Here is a 16444-nt window from a genome sequence, read left to right as displayed (position 1 = left end):
CGCTTGCGCAAGCAGTGAAGCATTTCCGGTTTTTTGCGTGGCAGTCTTGGCGGTTGATCCTTATCTCTTGGCGATGGCCGATGCTCGCACTGCACTGCAAACTCCCCAGATCACCCGGCGCGAGGATTATCGCGAACCCGATTGGCGGGTGCCCGAGATCGCGCTCGATTTCGATCTCGATCCTGCCAGCACGCGCGTCCGCGCGAAGCTGAGCGTCGAGAGAAGCGGCACGCACGATCGCCCGCTGGTGCTCAATGGCGACGGGCTCGAGCCGGTGACGGTACGCGTCGATGGTGCCGAAGCCGAGTGGCGGATGGAAGGCCCTGATCTGGTTGTCACGCTGTCCGGCGCAGCGCATGAGATCGAGACCGAAGTGGTGATCGCGCCCGAGCGCAACACCCAGCTGATGGGGCTTTATGCCTCGGGCGGGAATTTGTGCACCCAGTGCGAGGCGCAGGGCTTTCGCCGGATAACCTTCTTCCCCGACCGGCCTGACGTGCTGAGCCGCTACCGCGTCAAGATGACTGCCGACAAGGCCCGCTTCCCGGTTTTGCTCGCCAATGGCGATCCGATTGCTTCAGGGGAGCTGGAAGGCGGCAAGCATTGGGCCGAATGGCACGATCCCTTCTACAAACCCTGCTATCTGTTTGCCCTGGTCGCCGGAAACCTGTTCGCCAATCGCGGCAGCTTCACCACCATGTCTGGCCGCAAGGTCGAGCTCGGCATCTGGGTTCGCGAGCCCGATCTGCCCAAGACCGGTCACGCACTTGCCGCGCTCAAGACGTCGATGGCCTGGGACGAGAAGGTCTATGGCCGCGAATATGATCTCGACGTGTTCAACATCGTCGCCGTCGACGATTTCAACTTCGGCGCGATGGAGAATAAGGGCCTCAACGTCTTCAATTCGCGCTACATCCTGGCCGACCCCGACACTGCGACCGATTACGATTATGACGCGATCGCCGCGGTGGTTGCGCACGAATATTTCCACAACTGGTCGGGCAACCGGATAACCTGCCGCGACTGGTTCCAGCTCAGCCTCAAGGAAGGCTTCACGGTCTTTCGCGACCAGGGCTTTTCGGCCGACCAGGGCTCGGCTGCCGTCAAGCGGATCGAGGATGTGCGCGGCCTGCGCGCCAGCCAGTTCCCCGAGGATAGCGGCCCGCTCGCCCACCCGGTGCGCCCTGATGAATATATCGAGATCTCGAACTTCTACACCGCGACGATCTACAACAAGGGCGCCGAAGTCATCCGGATGATGGCGACGATCCTGGGCCCGCAGAAATTCCGCGCGGCGACAGATCTTTATTTCGAGCGCTTCGACGGGACTGCCGCGACTTGCGAGGATTTCGTCGCGTGCATGGAGGAAGGTGGCGGCGTCGACCTCACCCAGTTCCGCCTTTGGTATACCCAGGCGGGGACACCGCGCGTGACTGCGAGCCTGACCCAGGAAGGCGGCCGCGCACGCTTGAAGCTCTCGCAGAGCGTGCCGCCGACGCCGGGCCAGCCGGTCAAGCAGCCGATGGTGCTGCCCCTCAAGGTCAAGTTGTTCGGTGCGATTACCGGACGGGCATTGTGTGAGGAGCAACTGGTCTTGCTGGGCGCGCCCGAACAGGAACTGGTCTTCGAGAATCTGCCCGAGACGCCGGTCTTGTCGATCAACCGCGGCTTTTCCGCGCCGGTGGTGGTCGAGACCAACCGCACCGCCAAGGACCTTGCTTTCCTCTCGGCGCACGATGACGATCCCTTCGCGCGCTACGAAGCGATGCAGCAATTGATGCTCGATACGCTGGTCGGCGCGGTCGCGAGCGGGCGGGCCGATCACAAGCCAGTGATCGAGGCGGTGCGCAACACGCTAACCGATGCGAGCCTCGACAACGCCTTCATCGCGGAGGCAGTGCTGCTGCCATCCGACAGCTTCATCGGCGACCAGATGGCGATGGTCGATCCCGATGCGATCTACGATGCGCGCGAGGCTTTGCGCGCCGATCTGGGCAAGGCCCTCGAGAAGGAATGGCGGGCGGCTTATGAAGGCGCGCGGGCCAATCGCTTCGAATATTCACCCGCGGCCAAGGGTGCGCGGCGGCTCAAGAATGTCGCGCTCGGCTATATCGCCGCATCGGGCGCAAAGGATGCCGCAGAATTGGCCTATGCCCAGTTCGAGGGCGCCGACAACATGACCGACCGGCAGGGCGCACTGACCACCCTGGTTAACGGCGCGTCGGACAAGCGCGAAGCGGCGCTGACTGATTTTTACCGCCGCTATGCTGGCAATGCGCTGGTGCTCGACAAATGGTTCCAGACCCAGGCGCTATCGACGCGTGACGATGCCGCGCAGGCCGTCGAAACGCTGGCGCAACACCGCGATTTCAGCCTTGCCAACCCCAATCGCGCTCGGGCGCTGATCGGCGCATTCAGCGTCAACCAGCGCGCCTTCCACGACGTTTCCGGGCGCGGTTATCGCTTCGTCGCGGACCAGTTGATCGCGCTCGATAAGCTCAACCCCCAGACCGCGGCGAAGCTGATCCCGCCGCTGGGGCGGTGGAAGCGATTCGATGCCGGCCGCGCCGCGAAGATGCGCGCCGAACTCGAGCGGATCGTGGCGACGCCGGGGCTGAGCAAGGACATGTTCGAGCAGGCGACCAAGTCACTGGATTGACCGATCTCCCCGTGACGGGGAGGTGGCACGCGTAGCGTGACAGAAGGGGGGCCGCGAACGAGCCGCGTGCGGAGAGCCCCCCTCCACCACCGCCTTCGGCGGCGGTCCCTCCCCGTCCCGGGAAAGACTTAAGCCATCACATTGCGCCCGCGCTGGACTACGGCGCTATGTCCCACGCTCGCCTTCAGCGAGCGCTCCGCGATCGTGTCCATGAACACCCAGTCGTTGCGTACCTGATCGGGTGTCAGCGTTACCGCCATGTAGCCGCGGCGGCGCATCTCGCACCATTTTAGCTCGGGATTGGCCTGGATCAGCGCGCCCTCGATCTCCTTGGGGTCGACTGCGGTGTAGTTCTCGGTCCCAGGCGAGGTGACGCTGGTGCCGGCGAACTCGACGCCCGCGGGCTTGCCGTCCTCGCCGAGATCGAATGCCCAGGCATTGTGGCTGTCGCCGCACAACACGACCAGATTTGCGCCCACGCCCTGCGCCGATTTGAGAAAGCGCGTGCGGGCCGCGGGATAGCCGCCCCAATTGTCGAGATCGGCGGGCAGGCCCAGCTTGCTGCCGGTCACGCCCGCCAGCGTCACATCGCGCAGGCGCTGGGAAGCGTCGGGCTTCAGCCAGTCCATGGCCTGTTCGGGCAGGCGGTTCCTGCCCATGATCGTGCCGAAGCCGACCACTTGCCATTTCTGCCCGGCGTTTACCGAGCGCTGCATCGCATGCGCCAGCCAGGCTTCCTGCTCGGTGCCGAGCAACGTCGCGGCACTGTCGCGCCAGGGGCCGTCGCGGAATGCGGCCAGCGCCTTTGCCGGATCGGCTTGCTGCATCATCGGCGCGATATCCGTGGATTGGGTGCGCGCGATCATGCGCGTGTCGGTGCGGAACAGCGTAGCAAGAGTGCCGATGTCGTAGCTGCCCCAAGGTGTCTCGGAGACTGGCATCCATTCGCGCCAGACCTGCATCGCGGCAGCGCGGCGGGCATACCATTCGCCTTCGTTCGTCTGGTGATTCTGCGCGCCGCCTTCCCAGCTGTTATTGGCGCTCTCATGATCATCCATCGAGACGAGCATCGGCTTCAGCGCATGGAGTGCCTGGAGATCGGGATCGGCGCGGTAACTAGCATAGCGCAGGCGATAGTCGGCCAGCGTCAGGGTCTCGTCTTTGGGAAGCGGCACGCGCGAATCGATTGCGCCGCGCTCGGGCGAATAGGCGCCTTTCGCATATTCGTAGAAATAGTCGCCGAGATGCACAGCGAGATCCACATCGTCGCGCATCGCAGCATGCGCATAGGCATTGAAATGACCGAAGGGCATGTTGGCGCAGGAGAAGACCGCGATGCCGAAGCGCTTGGCATTGCCGGCCGGCAGCGTGCGGGTCCGGCCGGTCGGCGAGATGCTGCCGTCGGGGGCAATGAAGCGGTAGAAATAGTTCGTGCCGGGCTTGAGGCCCTGAACGGTGATCTTGGCGGTGTGATCGCGCCAGGGACCAGTGATCATCTCACCGCCCGAGACGATCCGCGCGAAATCCTGGGTGGCCGAAACCTCCGCGCGCAGCTTCGCTGCTTCGCCATTCGCGGGGACAAAGCGCGTCCAGAGGAGCATCGTGTCCGGTCCCGGCTCGCCGCTTGCGACCGAATGAGTGAAACCACTGCCGAAATCGAGCGTCCGGTGAAAACCCGGGATGGCCAGCGCTGCAAGCCCCAGCGTACCGGCGAGGACCAGCGAGCGGCGATCGATCCACAGCGTCATGGCACATCTCTCCGTAGCAGCCTTTGATGACAGCGCGCCTGCCTCTCGCTAAGGCGTAGCCCATCTGCCCGCAACAAGGCCGTTTCTCCCGATGCGCGTTCGCCGCCTGCCGATTTCCCGCTTCGCATGAACCTCTACACTCCCGTGCCCGCAGGCACGCGGCCCACCATGCTCGACCGCATCGAAGCACTGCCGCGCTGGCTCGTGCTGCTCGTGGTCGCAGTGGCAACGCGCTGGGTCGCCTTTGGTAACCCGGTCGTCCATGTCGACGAGGAATTCTATTTCGTCACTGCGCAGGGAATGCTCCACGGCGCCCTGCCCTTTGTCGACATCTGGGACCGCAAGCCGGTCGGGCTTTTCCTACTCTACATGCCTGCCGCGGCGCTCGGCGTGCCGGCGGGGATATGGGTATATCAGCTGATGGCGCTGGCCTGCGTGGTTGCGACTGCCTTGCTGATTGCGCACCTCGCCGAGCGCGCAGGCTGGGCCAAGGGGGCGATGACTTCGGCATTGCTCTATCTGCTGATGCTGGGCTTTGGCGACGGCCAAGGTGGGCAGGCCCCGGTCTTCTACAATCTGCTGGTGATCGGCGCAGTCGCGCTGGTGGTGCCGCGGACGGGCGAACTCAGCGACGACAGCCGCCGGGTGCTGCGCGCCTGCGTGGCGATGTTGCTGATCGGCATTGCGCTCCAGATCAAATATTCGGTGCTGTTCGAAGGCGGATTTCTGGGCGTCTGGCTGATCTGGCACGAGTGGCGCTTGAAAACTCCTGTGGGCAGGATCGTGCTGCGCGCCGCAATTTACGGTTTGCTCGCCTGGGCGCCGACGCTTGCGGCCTGGGGTGCCTATATCGCGATCGGGCATGGCGATGCCTGGTTCTATGCCAATTTCGGCTCGATCCTCGATCGGCAGAGCGATCCCTTTTGGGTGCTGGTCCGCGCCTTCCTCAAGATCGCACTGATCATGGGGATTCCGCTGATCGTCAGCGGCCTTTCACGCCATGTGCCTGCGCGCGACGACAACGAAGTCCATGTCCGGCACCTGCTGTTCGGCTGGCTGATCGCCTCGGTCGTCGGGCTGATCGTGTTCGGATCCTGGTTCAACCATTATGCGCTGCCGGTGATGGTGACTGCGACCTTGTGCTGCGCCGGTTATCTCGGCAGCACCTATCTCGGTCGCCATTATTTCGCGCCGGTGATGCTCGCCTGCGGCGCCTTTGCCGGACCCTATACATCGTGGAGCGCCAAATGGCACCGCGGCAACGCGCAGCAGCTCGAAGCGCTGGCGGCCGGGATCGGCAAGGGACCCGGCTGCATGTATGTCCATTCGGGCAACGCCATCCTCTATAGCTATACCGGGCGCTGCGCAGTGACGCCGTGGATCTTCCCGAGCCACTTGTCGCGCGAGCGCGAGAATGGCGCGCTGGGAGTCGACCAGATTGCCGAGGTCGATCGCGTCTTCGCCAAGAGGCCCGAAATCGTCGTGATGCGGCCCGAATATTATGGTGAGCGACTTGCGGTGCGCCAGCGGAGCCGCGTGCATATGGCGGCGATGGGATATCGGTTGAAGGGCCGCTGGCCGCTCGGTGACCTGATGATCTCGGTCTACGAATTGCCCACGGCACGCAGCGCCCCGCCGCCGCGCTTGGCTTCGACGAGTTCGGAATAATATTTCATCAGCTCGGCGGCATGGTCTTCATCGCTGCGGACCTTGCCGGCGGCGACGCGGGCGGCGGCGCGCAGGATCGGCTGATCGCGGCGGAACAGGCGGCGGACCGCATCTGCGGCGGACTGCGCATCGCGCGCGGCATAGGTTTCGGCAAACAGCGGATCGGCGATCTCGGCAAACCCGCCCTCGTCGGGCCCGATCAGCGGCAGCCCCGAAGCGAGTGCTTCCAGTGCCACCAGCCCGAATGGCTCGGCATCCGATCCATGGATCAGCGCATCGCAGCTGGCCATGATCCGCGTGAAGCGGACGCGATCATAGACCGGGCGGAAGATCTTGATGTGCGGGCTGCCGGCAATGCGGTCCTCAAGCGCCCGGCGCTGCGGCCCGTCGCCAATTAGAGCCAGCCCGACGGGCAGGTCCGATCCGGCGGCTTCGACTGCGTCGATCACCAGCGGCCAGCGCTTTTCCTTGTGATGGCGCCCGAGGCCGAGCAGCAAATGCCCCTCGGGCGGCAGGCCCAATTGCTCGAGCATGTCGACGCGCAGCTGCTCGTCGCGCTGATCGGGCGAGAACCATTGGCGCTCGATCCCGAGCGGCATCGAGGCATGTACGGTCTGCCCGCGGCGGCGGAAGCGCTTGGCGAGCGCCGGGCCGTTGGTCACGAATGCGTCGTAATGGACCAGGAAGCTGTTCATATATTGAGTGTAGAAATCGAAGGCGCGCTCGACCTGGCGCACGGTGGCGACCGAATCCAGCCAGCGCTGCGGATAGGCGCCGATCTGGTCGCCATGCGCGAAGAAAACCTTCACCGCGTCACCCTGCCAGCGCGCCACGGTCCATGCCGGAAGCCAGGTCGATGAGCATTCGATCACATCGGGCTTGAGCTCGTCGAAGAGGGCGAAGATCGGTTCGTCATGGACGAAGATGCCATAATTGCGGTCGAAGATCAGCGGCGGGGATTTGAGCCAGTAGATCTTGCCGCCGCCCGGCCGCTCTTCGATCGAATTTTCGAGCGCGGGGGCAATGACGATCAGTTCATGACCCATGTCCGCCATGATCCCCATCTTGCGATCGAGATAGGTGCGGACGCCGCCCCCGGTGGGCGAATAGAATTCGTTGAGGTCGACGACGCGCATCGCGTCAATCGTCCATCGGGCCGAAGCCGCCGAGCCCCTGGAGATATTGCAGTTTGATCGTCACCTGCCCGCCCTGCGCCGGCACGTTAAGCAATGCCTGGCGTACCTTGGGGCGGCTGCGCCCAAGCTTCTGATTGCTCGGAAAGCCCGCGCCGTCCTGCCAGAAATTGAACTTGTTCTTGCCGTCCCGGTCGTGCGTCAGCAGCATAGCCCATTGCCCGGCATAGGGCGCGCGGATGCAAACGCTGACCGGACCCGATCCGGCGGGCGTCTTCATCCAGACGCGGCGGAACGGGCGCTTGTCGTTCTTGAGCCCGGTGTCGTCGCGCAGAAAATCGGTTTCGTTGTTCGGATAGATCTCGACCTTGAGGCGCCCGGTGCGATCCTTGAGGCCCACCACATTGACCCGTACCATCGGCCCGGAGACCAGCGAGCAACCACCCTCGACCGGATCGAGCTGCGCGAACGCCGGGGTGGCGAACGCGGCGCTCAGGACCAGGGAAAGGGCGGTGAGACGGATCATGCCTTTATCTTAGCAACCAATGCCTGAACGCTGAACCCGCCAATCAAGGCAACGTGGCACAGCAAGGTCATGCCCGCGATCAGCGCCATCAGCTCGGACAGGGCCTGGCCCTCGCCGATCATGATCCCGGCGATGAACGAGAAAGCGAGCTCCTTGTTCGGCACCAGCGGCAGGCGCCAGACGAGCAGCCGTCCCGCCGCCATCAGCAGCCAGAAGCCGATCGGCACGCTCGGCATCGCGAAATGCCAGGCAAGCGCGATCACGACTGCGCCGAGCACGATGCGCAGGCAGTGGATGCTGAAGATCCAGCCGAGCATCCGGCGCTGCAGCGAGAAGACGCGTTTGGAAAAGATCAGGAAGGGCAGCGACATCGCGATGATCACCGCGACCGAGCCATAGGCGTAGCCCTGATAGGTCGGGGTCAGCAGATCGATGCACAAAGGCAGCGCCACCGCCATTACGGCAAGCGTGACGGCATTGCCGGCGATCGCCGACAGGATCATCACATCCTTGACCGCCCCGAACGGCGCCGCGACCATCTGCGTGCGCTGGCGCGCCCAGGCGTAGAAATAGGCCTCGCCGGTATACCCCAGCAGCACTTCGTTCGCGATGCGCTTCTTGTGGAGCGCCGCCATCCCGTCGAGAGGGATACGCCACAGCCGCCGGAAGATCAGGTAATCGAAGCTCGGCGGCCCCAGATAATAGACCATGAACGCCAGATAGAAGAGCGGATTGGTCGGCAGCGCGCGGGTGAAACCCGACAATCCCGAACCAAACAGCTCGCGGCCTAGGCTCAGGATCATGAGCAAAGTCAGTCCCCCGCCCAATATCATGGGCCAGCGGCGCTTGATCTTCTCGACCGGCTCTAGGCCTGCCAGGTCGGGCACCGCCATACGCGGAGCTTCGACGACTTTTGTGTTCACCGAAGCCTCCAGACCTGCTTCATTCACGGGAGTACCGTTTCCGCCATCCGCATGACGAATGGATTTGGTTTTGTTTCCATTCGCTCGCAATCGATGTGATCCTAAAATGCGACGAACGCGCGGCTGACTGACATCGAATTGCGGTCTATTAAGGTGGCGATTTGGGCATTGAAGGGGCATTGCGCAAGAGAATATGTTGCACTGCACCTATTCCGAAAGTGCACGTCATATCCTCACCTGCGCCCAGCGGCTGCAGGGTGGCGGAGTCGAGCGCGCGATGCTGCGCATGGCCGATGGCTGGCTGAAGGCAGGGCGGCGCGTCACTTTGGTGCTGGGGAGCCGCGAAGGGCCGCTGGCTGCGGAGATTCCCGAGGGGATCGAAGTGCACGAACTGGGAAGTGGCGAGCATCGCGCCCTGTTTGCGCTGGCCGATCATGTACGCGAAGTGGCGCCCGACCTGATCTTTTGCCCCGGAAATCACTATACCGGCATCGTTGCCCTCGCCCGCGCTCGGCTGGGAGCGCAAAGCCCGCCGATCGTGGCAAAGGTCTCCAATGCCCTAGTTCGGCCCGAATTGAGCGCAGTTGCGGCATGGGGTTATCGACGCTGGCTGCGGCTGCATCCGGCGTTTCTCGACGCGGTGGTAGCGATGACGCCGGGAATGGCGGCGGAAGCCACTACCGAAATGCGGATGCCGCCGGAGCGCGTGCATGTGATCGCCAATCCGCCCGCGGCGCCTCGCGAAGGCGTTGCACCGGTCGCGATTCCAGAAGGCCGCTATATGATCGGCGTCGGGCGGCTAGAGCCCCAGAAGCGCTGGGACCGGCTGCTGGCGGCCCTGCCACGGCTGGCGGATCGCGACATCAAGCTGCTGATCCTCGGCGAAGGCAGTGCGCGGGCGGCGCTCGAGGCGCAGGTTGCCGCTTTGGGACTAGGCAAACGCGTCTCGATGCCGGGCCATGCCGGCGATCCACTTCCGGCGCTGCAGGGCGCGGCGTTGGCCGTGCTGACATCGGACTATGAAGGCGTGCCAGGCGTGCTGCGCGAGGCGCTGGCGGTCGGGACGCCGGTGGTGACCACTGAATCCAGCGTCGCAGTGCGCGAGATCGTGACTTCGCCCGAATTGGGCAGCGTGATCAACCGTGAGGATGCGGAAGGTCTGGTCGCGGCGCTCAACCATTGGCTGACGCTGGGGCGGGGGCGGCCCGCGCCAGTCGTTGCGGGCGGCGATCCCATCCGCGACTATCTCGCTCTGTTCGATTCGCTAGTTAAGGCGCAGCCTCAGCCCTAGCCATAGGGTGCGCGGGGACGCGCGCTCGACCACGCCGGGGCCGCTGATCCCCGCTTCTATCCGCGCATCGGCGAGGTTCTCGCCGCGCGCTTCGATGGCCAGGCCGTGGCCAAGCGGCAGCACAGCAGCAGCGTCGAGGGTGAAGGCGCTGTTCAGCCGGCGGAGGTTCTGGTCGTCCTCATATTGCGGGCCGACATAGCGCGCAGTCGCCGATAGCCCGCTCCAGGCCAGTGTCGCGCTGCCTTGGTGGGGCGAAGTCTGAGCCGGACGGAGCGCCCCAATCCGCGAATCGGCATAGGCGTATGATGCGGAAGCGCTGAACTTGCCCGCAGTGTAGCGCGCGTCGAGTTCGACACCCTTGGCCTCGAGCTTGGGCAGGTTGCGGCGTTGGCGATAGACGCCCGCCGCCGAGACGAAGCCCGCGCCGGGGAAGGTGCCGGGGCCGTTGGCGACGAAGACATTGGCGATGCCGTCGGTCAGGCGATTCCAGTAGAGCGTCGTACGCAGCGTCAGCGCGGGCAAGGGCCGCCAGTCGATCCCCGCCTCGACCCCGCTCAGCCGCTCAGGATCGAGCGCGGCATTGGCGGCAGTCGCGTCGGCGCCGACCCGGAACGGGCGATAGAGTTCGTTGAGCGTCGGCAGGCGCCAGCCGCGATAGGCAGCTGTGCGGAGCGTCACATTGCCCAGCGCATAAGCCAGCCCGGCGCGGCCGGTGGCTTCCCAACCCCGGCGGTCGGGGAAGCGGGTGTCGGTGAGCACCGCGCCGCCGCCCAGCGGGCGCTCGACCAGCGATCCGTTGGCGATGCTCCAATGGTCGAGCCTGGCGCCAAGGCTAAGCGTGAGATCGCCAGCCTCGTAGCTTGCGTCGGCGAAACCGCCGAGCGTCGTGCTCTCACCCCCGGCGACTCGGCTTCGGGTGGGGGCGCTCGCGACGAAGGTGTAAAGCTCCTGCGTGCGGCCCGAGACGCGGCGGACATCGCCGCCGAGTCGCAGGGTGACGCCGCCGCCGATCGGAGGCTCGATTTCGACACGGCCACCAATGCCGGTGGCGGGCACATTATATTGGTCGAGCGTCGCCGCGGGGGTGTTGCGGGCGTCGTTGATGCTGGCAAACCCGCTCGCGAAGCCGCGGGTCTGAAGATAGGCGAGCGCGGACCAGCCCCAGCGGCCGCGATGGACCAGGCGGATGCTGGCATCGGCGCCCTCGCTCTTTACCTGGGTGAACGCCAGGCCGCGGTCGCGCCGGTCTGCGAAAGTCGAGAGATTGGCCTGTAGCTCCGTCCCTCCAAGATCGATCGCGCCGCGCAGCGCAATGCTCGCTTGCTCGTACGGCGCGGCGCGGTCGGCAGGGCCGCGGTCCTCGGCGACGACGGGGATGAAGCCGTCGCCTCGGGCATATTGGCCGGCGACCGTGACGAAGCCGCTGCCCAGATCGATTGCGGCTACGACCCGCCCATCGACGCTCTCGCGGCTCCCATAGCTTGCGCTTGCCTGGAGGCGTCCGAGTTCGGCGGGCGATCCACTGGCCAGTTCGATCGTCCCCGCGAGTGCGCCCGGCCCCCCATAGCCGCTGCCCCCGCCGCGGGTGACACGGGCAGAGGCAAGCCGTTCGGGCAGGTATGCGGGAAACGCAACCCAGCCTCCGAACGGATCGGCCTGGGGCACCCCGTCGAGCAGCAGCAGCGCCCGGCTCGATGCATTGCCGCCGAGCCCCCGCAGCGTGACGCCCTGGCTGGTCGGATGCGCCGAGCGCGAATCGGAGCGGCGGAACTGGGCGAGGCCGCCCACGTCGCGAAGCGCATCCTCGAGCCGCCCGCTCGCGGTGCGGGCCAGCCGTTCGCGCGTAATGGTGACGGTTGCATAGGCCGCGTCGCCCGGCGGCGGCGCGAGCCCCTGGCCGGTGATGACCACCTCCTCAGGATCGCGCGGCATTTCCTGTGCGAAAGCAGGAGCGGCGAGCAGCATCCCCGCCACCACGGCGGAGCGCATCACGGCGCGACGCGGTCAGGGTGTGCGGCAGCGAAGGCAGTGAGCGCGGCAGCGGCAGCGTCAGCCGCGACCAGTCTGGGATAGGCCTCCAGCGGCGTGTCGAAACGGCGGGCGTTGAACATCTGGGGCACCAGGAAAATATCGGCCAGTCCCGGCGAATCGCCACCGAGGAACGGGCCGTCTCCGGCCAGAGCCTCCAACGCGGCAAAGCCCTCGGCGATCCAGTGGCGGGTCCAGTCGTTGCGCGCTTCTTCGTCCACGCCCATTGCTTTCAGCCGCCGCATCACGCGCAGATTGTTGAGCGGATGGACGTCCATCCCGATCACCATCGCCTGTGCCAGCGCCTTGGCGCGCGCCTCGGGCTCCGCGGGGATCAACCGCGGTTCGGGATCTCTGGCGTCGAGCCAGTCGATGATCGCGAGGCTTTGGGTCAGCACCATGCCATCGGCTTCGAGCGCGGGGACCAGCCCCTGCGGATTGCGCGCGAGATGCTCGGGGCTGGTCTGCTGATTCTCGAGCAGCATCACTTCGCGGCGTTGATACTCCACGCCCTTGAGATTGAGCGCGATCCGCACGCGATAGCCGGCGGACGAACGGAAATAATCGTAGAGCAGCATCACGGCTCCTGCGGCGCCGGGTCCCCGGGCGGCGCACGCCGCCACAATGCCCGCTTGCCGCTGCTCGCCCGCGCGGCACGCTCGGCCTCGCTCTCCAGCGCCACCTTGATCATCGCGACCATCGGATCGGCAAGCGCCAAGCCCATGACGCCGAAGAGGGTGCTCGCCAGAATCTGCGCCGACAGCGTCAATGCCGGTGGGAGATCCACCGTGCGCTTGGCGACAAGCGGGATCAGCACATAGCCGTCGAAGGTCTGCACCGCGAAATAGATGACGATCGCCCAAAAGCCCTGATCGGGCCCGGCGCTGAACCCAACCGCGATCATCAGCACGCCCGACACGAACGCACCGATATTGGGGATGAAGGCAAGGATGCCGGTGATGATGCCGAGCAGCAACGCCATCGGCACGCCGGCGATCGACAGCAGAATCCAGGTCAGCGCGCCCTCAAACACCATGCCGGCAAGACGCCCGGCGAGCAGCACGCGCATAGTCCGCGCCATCCGCGCGATCGTCACCGAGAATTGGTCGCGCTGCTCGATCGGCACCAGCCATTGCAGCCCGCGCTCGTACAGCCGCGGCTCCATTGCGACGAACAGCCCGATCGTCATCACCATCAACAGGCTGGCACCCGCGCCGAGCACCGAGCCGACCGCCGAAGTCAGCCGCCCGACCGAGCCCAGCGCCTGCTGCAATATGCCGGTTAGGTCGGAGCGCCCCGGCATCACGCCGAGCGACGTCAACCAGGCCACGACGCGATTGGCCTGGATCTCCAGCGTCACCCGCAATTGCTCGGCCTGCTGCGCGATCTGGACGCCGGTCAGGTAGAAAACGCTGGCGATGAAGGCGATTACCAGCACCACGACGATGAGCAGCCGCAGCCCGCGCGGGATCGGCAGCACGCGCCCGATCAGCCGCACGCCGCCATCGAGCATCGATGCGAACACCAATGCGCCGAAGATGATCAGCAGCGGCTGGATCAGCAGCACCACTAGCGCCATGGCGACGGCCAGCCCGAACCACACCGAGGCGCGCTTGAGTTCGGCGCGCATCGCCGGATCGCGCATCTCGTTGGGGCCGGGCTCCTGGACGATCGAGACTTCGTCGGGGGAAACGGGGTCGCTCATTCGCCTGCCTTGCTGGGATGGAGCGACGTGCCGGCGCGGCCGGCGCGGAACGAATTGCCCCAAGTGAGCGGATTCCAGGTCGCGCTGCCATCGAGACTGAAGGTGATGAATTCGGCGCGGCCGCCGATATTCTCCCACGGCACCGGGCCGCCCAGCCCCTGATCGGCGACCGAATAGCGGCTGTCCGCCGAATTATCGCGGTTGTCGCCCATCAGGAACACGCGGTCGCGCGGCACGCGGATCTCGGAATAATTGTCTCCGCGGCTCGCGCCCACGCCTTTGTCGATCGTGTCGTAGGAGCGGCCGCCCGGCAGCGTCTCGCGATAGACCGGCAGGCGGCAGAACAGCTTGCCGTCGGCATGCCGGACGGTGCGTTCGCGATATTGATCGGAATCGCATTTGGTGTTGGCATCGACCGGAATGTCGCGCTCGCCCATCGCGTGGCGCGGGATCACGACGCCGTTGAGATAGACGATTCCGCCGCGCACTGCGATCCGGTCTCCCGGAAGCCCGATCACGCGCTTGATGTAATCGGTGGTCGTGCCCGGAGGCGTGACGATCACCACGTCGCCGCGCGCGGGCAGACGCCCCAGCAGCCGGCCGCGCATGAAGGGCAGCAAATGGAAGGTCGGGGTCACGAAGGAATAACCATAGGGATATTTGGTCACGACCAGCCGATCGCCGACGAGCAGCCCCGGCATCATCGATTCGGATGGAATGTAGAAGGGTTTGGCGATCAGGCTGTGGAAGCCGAGCACTGCGAGCACGAGCCAGAAGACGCCGCGCAGCTCCGCCCACCAATCGGTGCGCGAGCGTGCGTCCTCGTCGATATAGCTAACCGTATCGATGTCGCTTCGCCCCAACGCCAACCCTTCCGCGGCCATCACTCGTCCTTAAGCGCTTCGATGATCACCATGGCGAAAGCCCAGGGATGATCGTCGGTTAGCGTTAAATGCACCTTAGCGACGTGGCCCGAGGGGGTTAGCGCGTCAAGCCTGGCCTTGGCCCCGCCGGAAAGCGCCAGGGCCGGCGCGCCCGATGGCGAATTGACCACGCCGATGTCCTTCATGAACACGCCCGCCTTAAAGCCGGTGCCGACTGCCTTGGAGAAAGCTTCCTTGGCGGCGAAGCGCTTGGCAAGGGTTCCGGCGCGGGTGTGCGGGCGTCGCGCGGCCTTGGCGAGCTCGGTTTCCGTGAAGACGCGCTGCTCGAATCGTGTCCCGAAACGGTCCAGCGAGGACTGGATGCGCTCGATATTGCAGAGGTCCGAGCCGGTGCCGATGATCACGACGCGCACCCCAGCGCGCCGCCCCGGCGACGAATTTGGCTCCTCACCGCGCCCCGTCCATCAGCGCGCGCATCCGCTGTACCACCGGCGCCAGACCATCGAAGATCGCCTCGCCGATCAGGAAGTGGCCGATGTTAAGCTCCATCACCTGCGGGATCGCCGCGATCGGCACGACATTGTCGAAAGTCAGCCCGTGCCCGGCATGCGGCTCGATCCCCGCCTTGGCGGCAAGCGCGGCAGCGTCGGCGATGCGCTTGAGCTCGGCCTCGCGCTCATGCTCGGCGAGTTCGCAATAGCGCCCCGTATGCAGCTCGACGACCGGCGCGCGCAGCTGAAGCGCGGCATCGATCTGGCGGGCATCGGGCTCGATGAACAAGGAGACCCGGCAGCCAGCGTCACTGAGCGCGGCGACCATCGGCGCCAGGTGATTGTGCTGCCCGGCAGCGTCGAGCCCGCCCTCGGTGGTGCGTTCCTCGCGCTTTTCAGGGACGATGCACACGGCGTGGGGACGGTGGCGGAGCGCAATCGCCAGCATCTCGTCGGTCGCCGCCATCTCGAGATTGAGCGGGACGGTCAGCTCGGCCACCAGCCGCGCGATATCGTCATCGGTGATGTGGCGGCGGTCTTCGCGCAGATGCGCGGTAATGCCGTCCGCCCCCGCCTCAGCTGCGAGCAAAGCGGCGCGGACGGGATCGGGATAGCCGCTCCCGCGCGCATTCCGCACGGTTGCGACATGGTCGATATTGACCCCCAGGCGAAGCCTTCCGCTCACGCTCCGACGCGGCTCCCCGGCTTGATCGCCGGAATCGCCGCCAGCTCAGGCGGAAGCTGGTCCGCCGGGTAGGCCGGTACGTCCATCTTGAGCAGCGAGACCAGAGACACGCCCACATCAGCGGTGCCGTTCGAGCGGTCGACAATGCAGGCCGCGCCGACCAGTTCGCCGGGATGCTTGCGGATCGCGGCGATACATTCGCGCGAGCTGAGTCCGGTAGTGACGATGTCCTCGACCATCACGATCCGCGCGCCGGCCGGGATTTCGAAGCCGCGGCGAAGCTGGAATTCGCTATCCCCATTCTCTTCATTTGGGCGCTCGACGAACAGCGCCTTGCAACCCAAAGCCCGCGCCGTCTCATAGCCCGGGATGATCCCGCCGATCGCCGGCGACACCACCAGATCGACTTCACCGAACAATTCGCGGATCAGCGCCCCCAGCGCCGAACAGACGCGTTCGCTGCGCACCGGATCCTCGAATATCCGCATCTTCTGGAGGAACAGCGGCGAGCGAAGCCCCGAAGAGAGGATGAAATGCCCTTCGAGCAGCGCGCCCGCGTCGCGGAACTCGTCCAGAATCGCGTCGCCGTGCAAAGTCGCTTCCTCATCCTATGCGGGGCGGCAACCTTTAGGACCGGGGGTGCCCCACCGCAACGGCCATGCAAAAAGGGTTGAGAAAGGCCCCGTGCGGCGTATAGGCCCAT

General features: G+C 65.5%; 14 protein-coding genes. 3 read left to right on the top strand and 11 right to left on the bottom strand.

The annotated features are described in order from the left end of the window. Positions 1–73: 73 nt before the first annotated feature. Positions 74–2659, top strand: coding sequence for an aminopeptidase N (gene pepN, locus ACZZZM_RS05175; RefSeq protein ID WP_463594043.1), 2586 nt, complete (start codon positions 74–76; stop codon positions 2657–2659). 128 nt (positions 2660–2787) lie between these two features. Here the strand turns inward: pepN and ACZZZM_RS05170 are convergent, their stop codons facing one another. Then, entirely contained in the window at positions 2788–4407 is a 1620-nt protein-coding gene (locus ACZZZM_RS05170; protein ID WP_463594042.1) for an alkaline phosphatase D family protein, read from the bottom strand. A gap of 126 nt (positions 4408–4533) precedes the next feature. Here ACZZZM_RS05170 and ACZZZM_RS05165 point away from each other — a divergent pair, with 126 nt between their 5' ends. After that, entirely contained in the window at positions 4534–6075 is a 1542-nt protein-coding gene (locus tag ACZZZM_RS05165) for an ArnT family glycosyltransferase (protein ID WP_463594041.1), read from the top strand. Here ACZZZM_RS05165 and ACZZZM_RS05160 read toward each other — a convergent pair. Genes ACZZZM_RS05160 through ACZZZM_RS05150 form a run of 3 tightly spaced genes read right to left on the bottom strand, consistent with a single transcriptional unit; the run spans position 6012 to position 8657 of the window. After that, the gene (locus ACZZZM_RS05160; RefSeq protein ID WP_463594040.1) at positions 6012–7211 is read right to left on the bottom strand and encodes a glycosyltransferase; all 1200 of its coding nucleotides are present in this window, start codon (positions 7209–7211) and stop codon (positions 6012–6014) included. The genes ACZZZM_RS05165 and ACZZZM_RS05160 overlap by 64 nt on opposite strands. Positions 7212–7215: 4 nt before the next feature. Beyond that, positions 7216–7734 (bottom strand): DUF2141 domain-containing protein, encoded by a 519-nt coding sequence (locus ACZZZM_RS05155; protein WP_463594039.1) that lies wholly within the window; start codon positions 7732–7734, stop codon positions 7216–7218. Next, positions 7731–8657 (bottom strand): hypothetical protein, encoded by a 927-nt coding sequence (locus ACZZZM_RS05150; protein ID WP_463594038.1) that lies wholly within the window; start codon positions 8655–8657, stop codon positions 7731–7733. Before ACZZZM_RS05150 ends, ACZZZM_RS05155 begins: the two co-directional genes overlap by 4 nt. 193 nt (positions 8658–8850) lie before the next feature. Between ACZZZM_RS05150 and ACZZZM_RS05145 the strand changes: the two genes are divergently transcribed. After that, positions 8851–9948, top strand: coding sequence for a glycosyltransferase (locus ACZZZM_RS05145; RefSeq protein ID WP_463594037.1), 1098 nt, complete (start codon positions 8851–8853; stop codon positions 9946–9948). Here the strand turns inward: ACZZZM_RS05145 and ACZZZM_RS05140 are convergent. From ACZZZM_RS05140 to pyrE, 7 genes are read right to left on the bottom strand one after another with little or no spacing between them, the layout of a single operon-like run. Next, the gene (locus ACZZZM_RS05140; RefSeq protein ID WP_463596379.1) at positions 9922–11937 is read right to left on the bottom strand and encodes a TonB-dependent receptor; all 2016 of its coding nucleotides are present in this window, start codon (positions 11935–11937) and stop codon (positions 9922–9924) included. The genes ACZZZM_RS05145 and ACZZZM_RS05140 overlap by 27 nt on opposite strands. Continuing rightward, entirely contained in the window at positions 11937–12554 is a 618-nt protein-coding gene (gene maiA, locus ACZZZM_RS05135) for a maleylacetoacetate isomerase (RefSeq protein WP_463594036.1), read from the bottom strand. The genes ACZZZM_RS05140 and maiA overlap by 1 nt, the downstream gene beginning before the upstream one ends. Continuing rightward, positions 12554–13681 (bottom strand): AI-2E family transporter, encoded by a 1128-nt coding sequence (locus ACZZZM_RS05130; protein ID WP_463594035.1) that lies wholly within the window; start codon positions 13679–13681, stop codon positions 12554–12556. The genes maiA and ACZZZM_RS05130 overlap by 1 nt, the downstream gene beginning before the upstream one ends. Beyond that, the gene (gene lepB / locus ACZZZM_RS05125) at positions 13678–14565 is read right to left on the bottom strand and encodes a signal peptidase I (protein ID WP_463594034.1); all 888 of its coding nucleotides are present in this window, start codon (positions 14563–14565) and stop codon (positions 13678–13680) included. Before lepB ends, ACZZZM_RS05130 begins: the two co-directional genes overlap by 4 nt. Continuing rightward, positions 14565–14969 carry a holo-ACP synthase gene (gene acpS, locus ACZZZM_RS05120; protein WP_463596378.1) on the bottom strand — a complete coding sequence of 135 codons (405 nt, stop codon included), beginning with the start codon at positions 14967–14969 and terminating at the stop codon, positions 14565–14567. Before acpS ends, lepB begins: the two co-directional genes overlap by 1 nt. 43 nt (positions 14970–15012) lie before the next feature. Beyond that, on the bottom strand, positions 15013–15741 hold the full coding sequence (locus tag ACZZZM_RS05115; protein ID WP_463594033.1) for a pyridoxine 5'-phosphate synthase: 729 nt from the start codon (positions 15739–15741) through the stop codon (positions 15013–15015). Next, a complete protein-coding gene (gene pyrE, locus ACZZZM_RS05110) occupies positions 15738–16334 on the bottom strand; it encodes an orotate phosphoribosyltransferase (protein ID WP_463594032.1) in 597 nt (198 codons plus the stop codon). The genes ACZZZM_RS05115 and pyrE overlap by 4 nt, the downstream gene beginning before the upstream one ends. Positions 16335–16444 lie beyond the last annotated feature (110 nt).

Source organism: Sphingomonas sp. AC522 (genome assembly GCF_979258125.1).
This window is presented reverse-complemented; position numbering and strand designations above follow the sequence as displayed.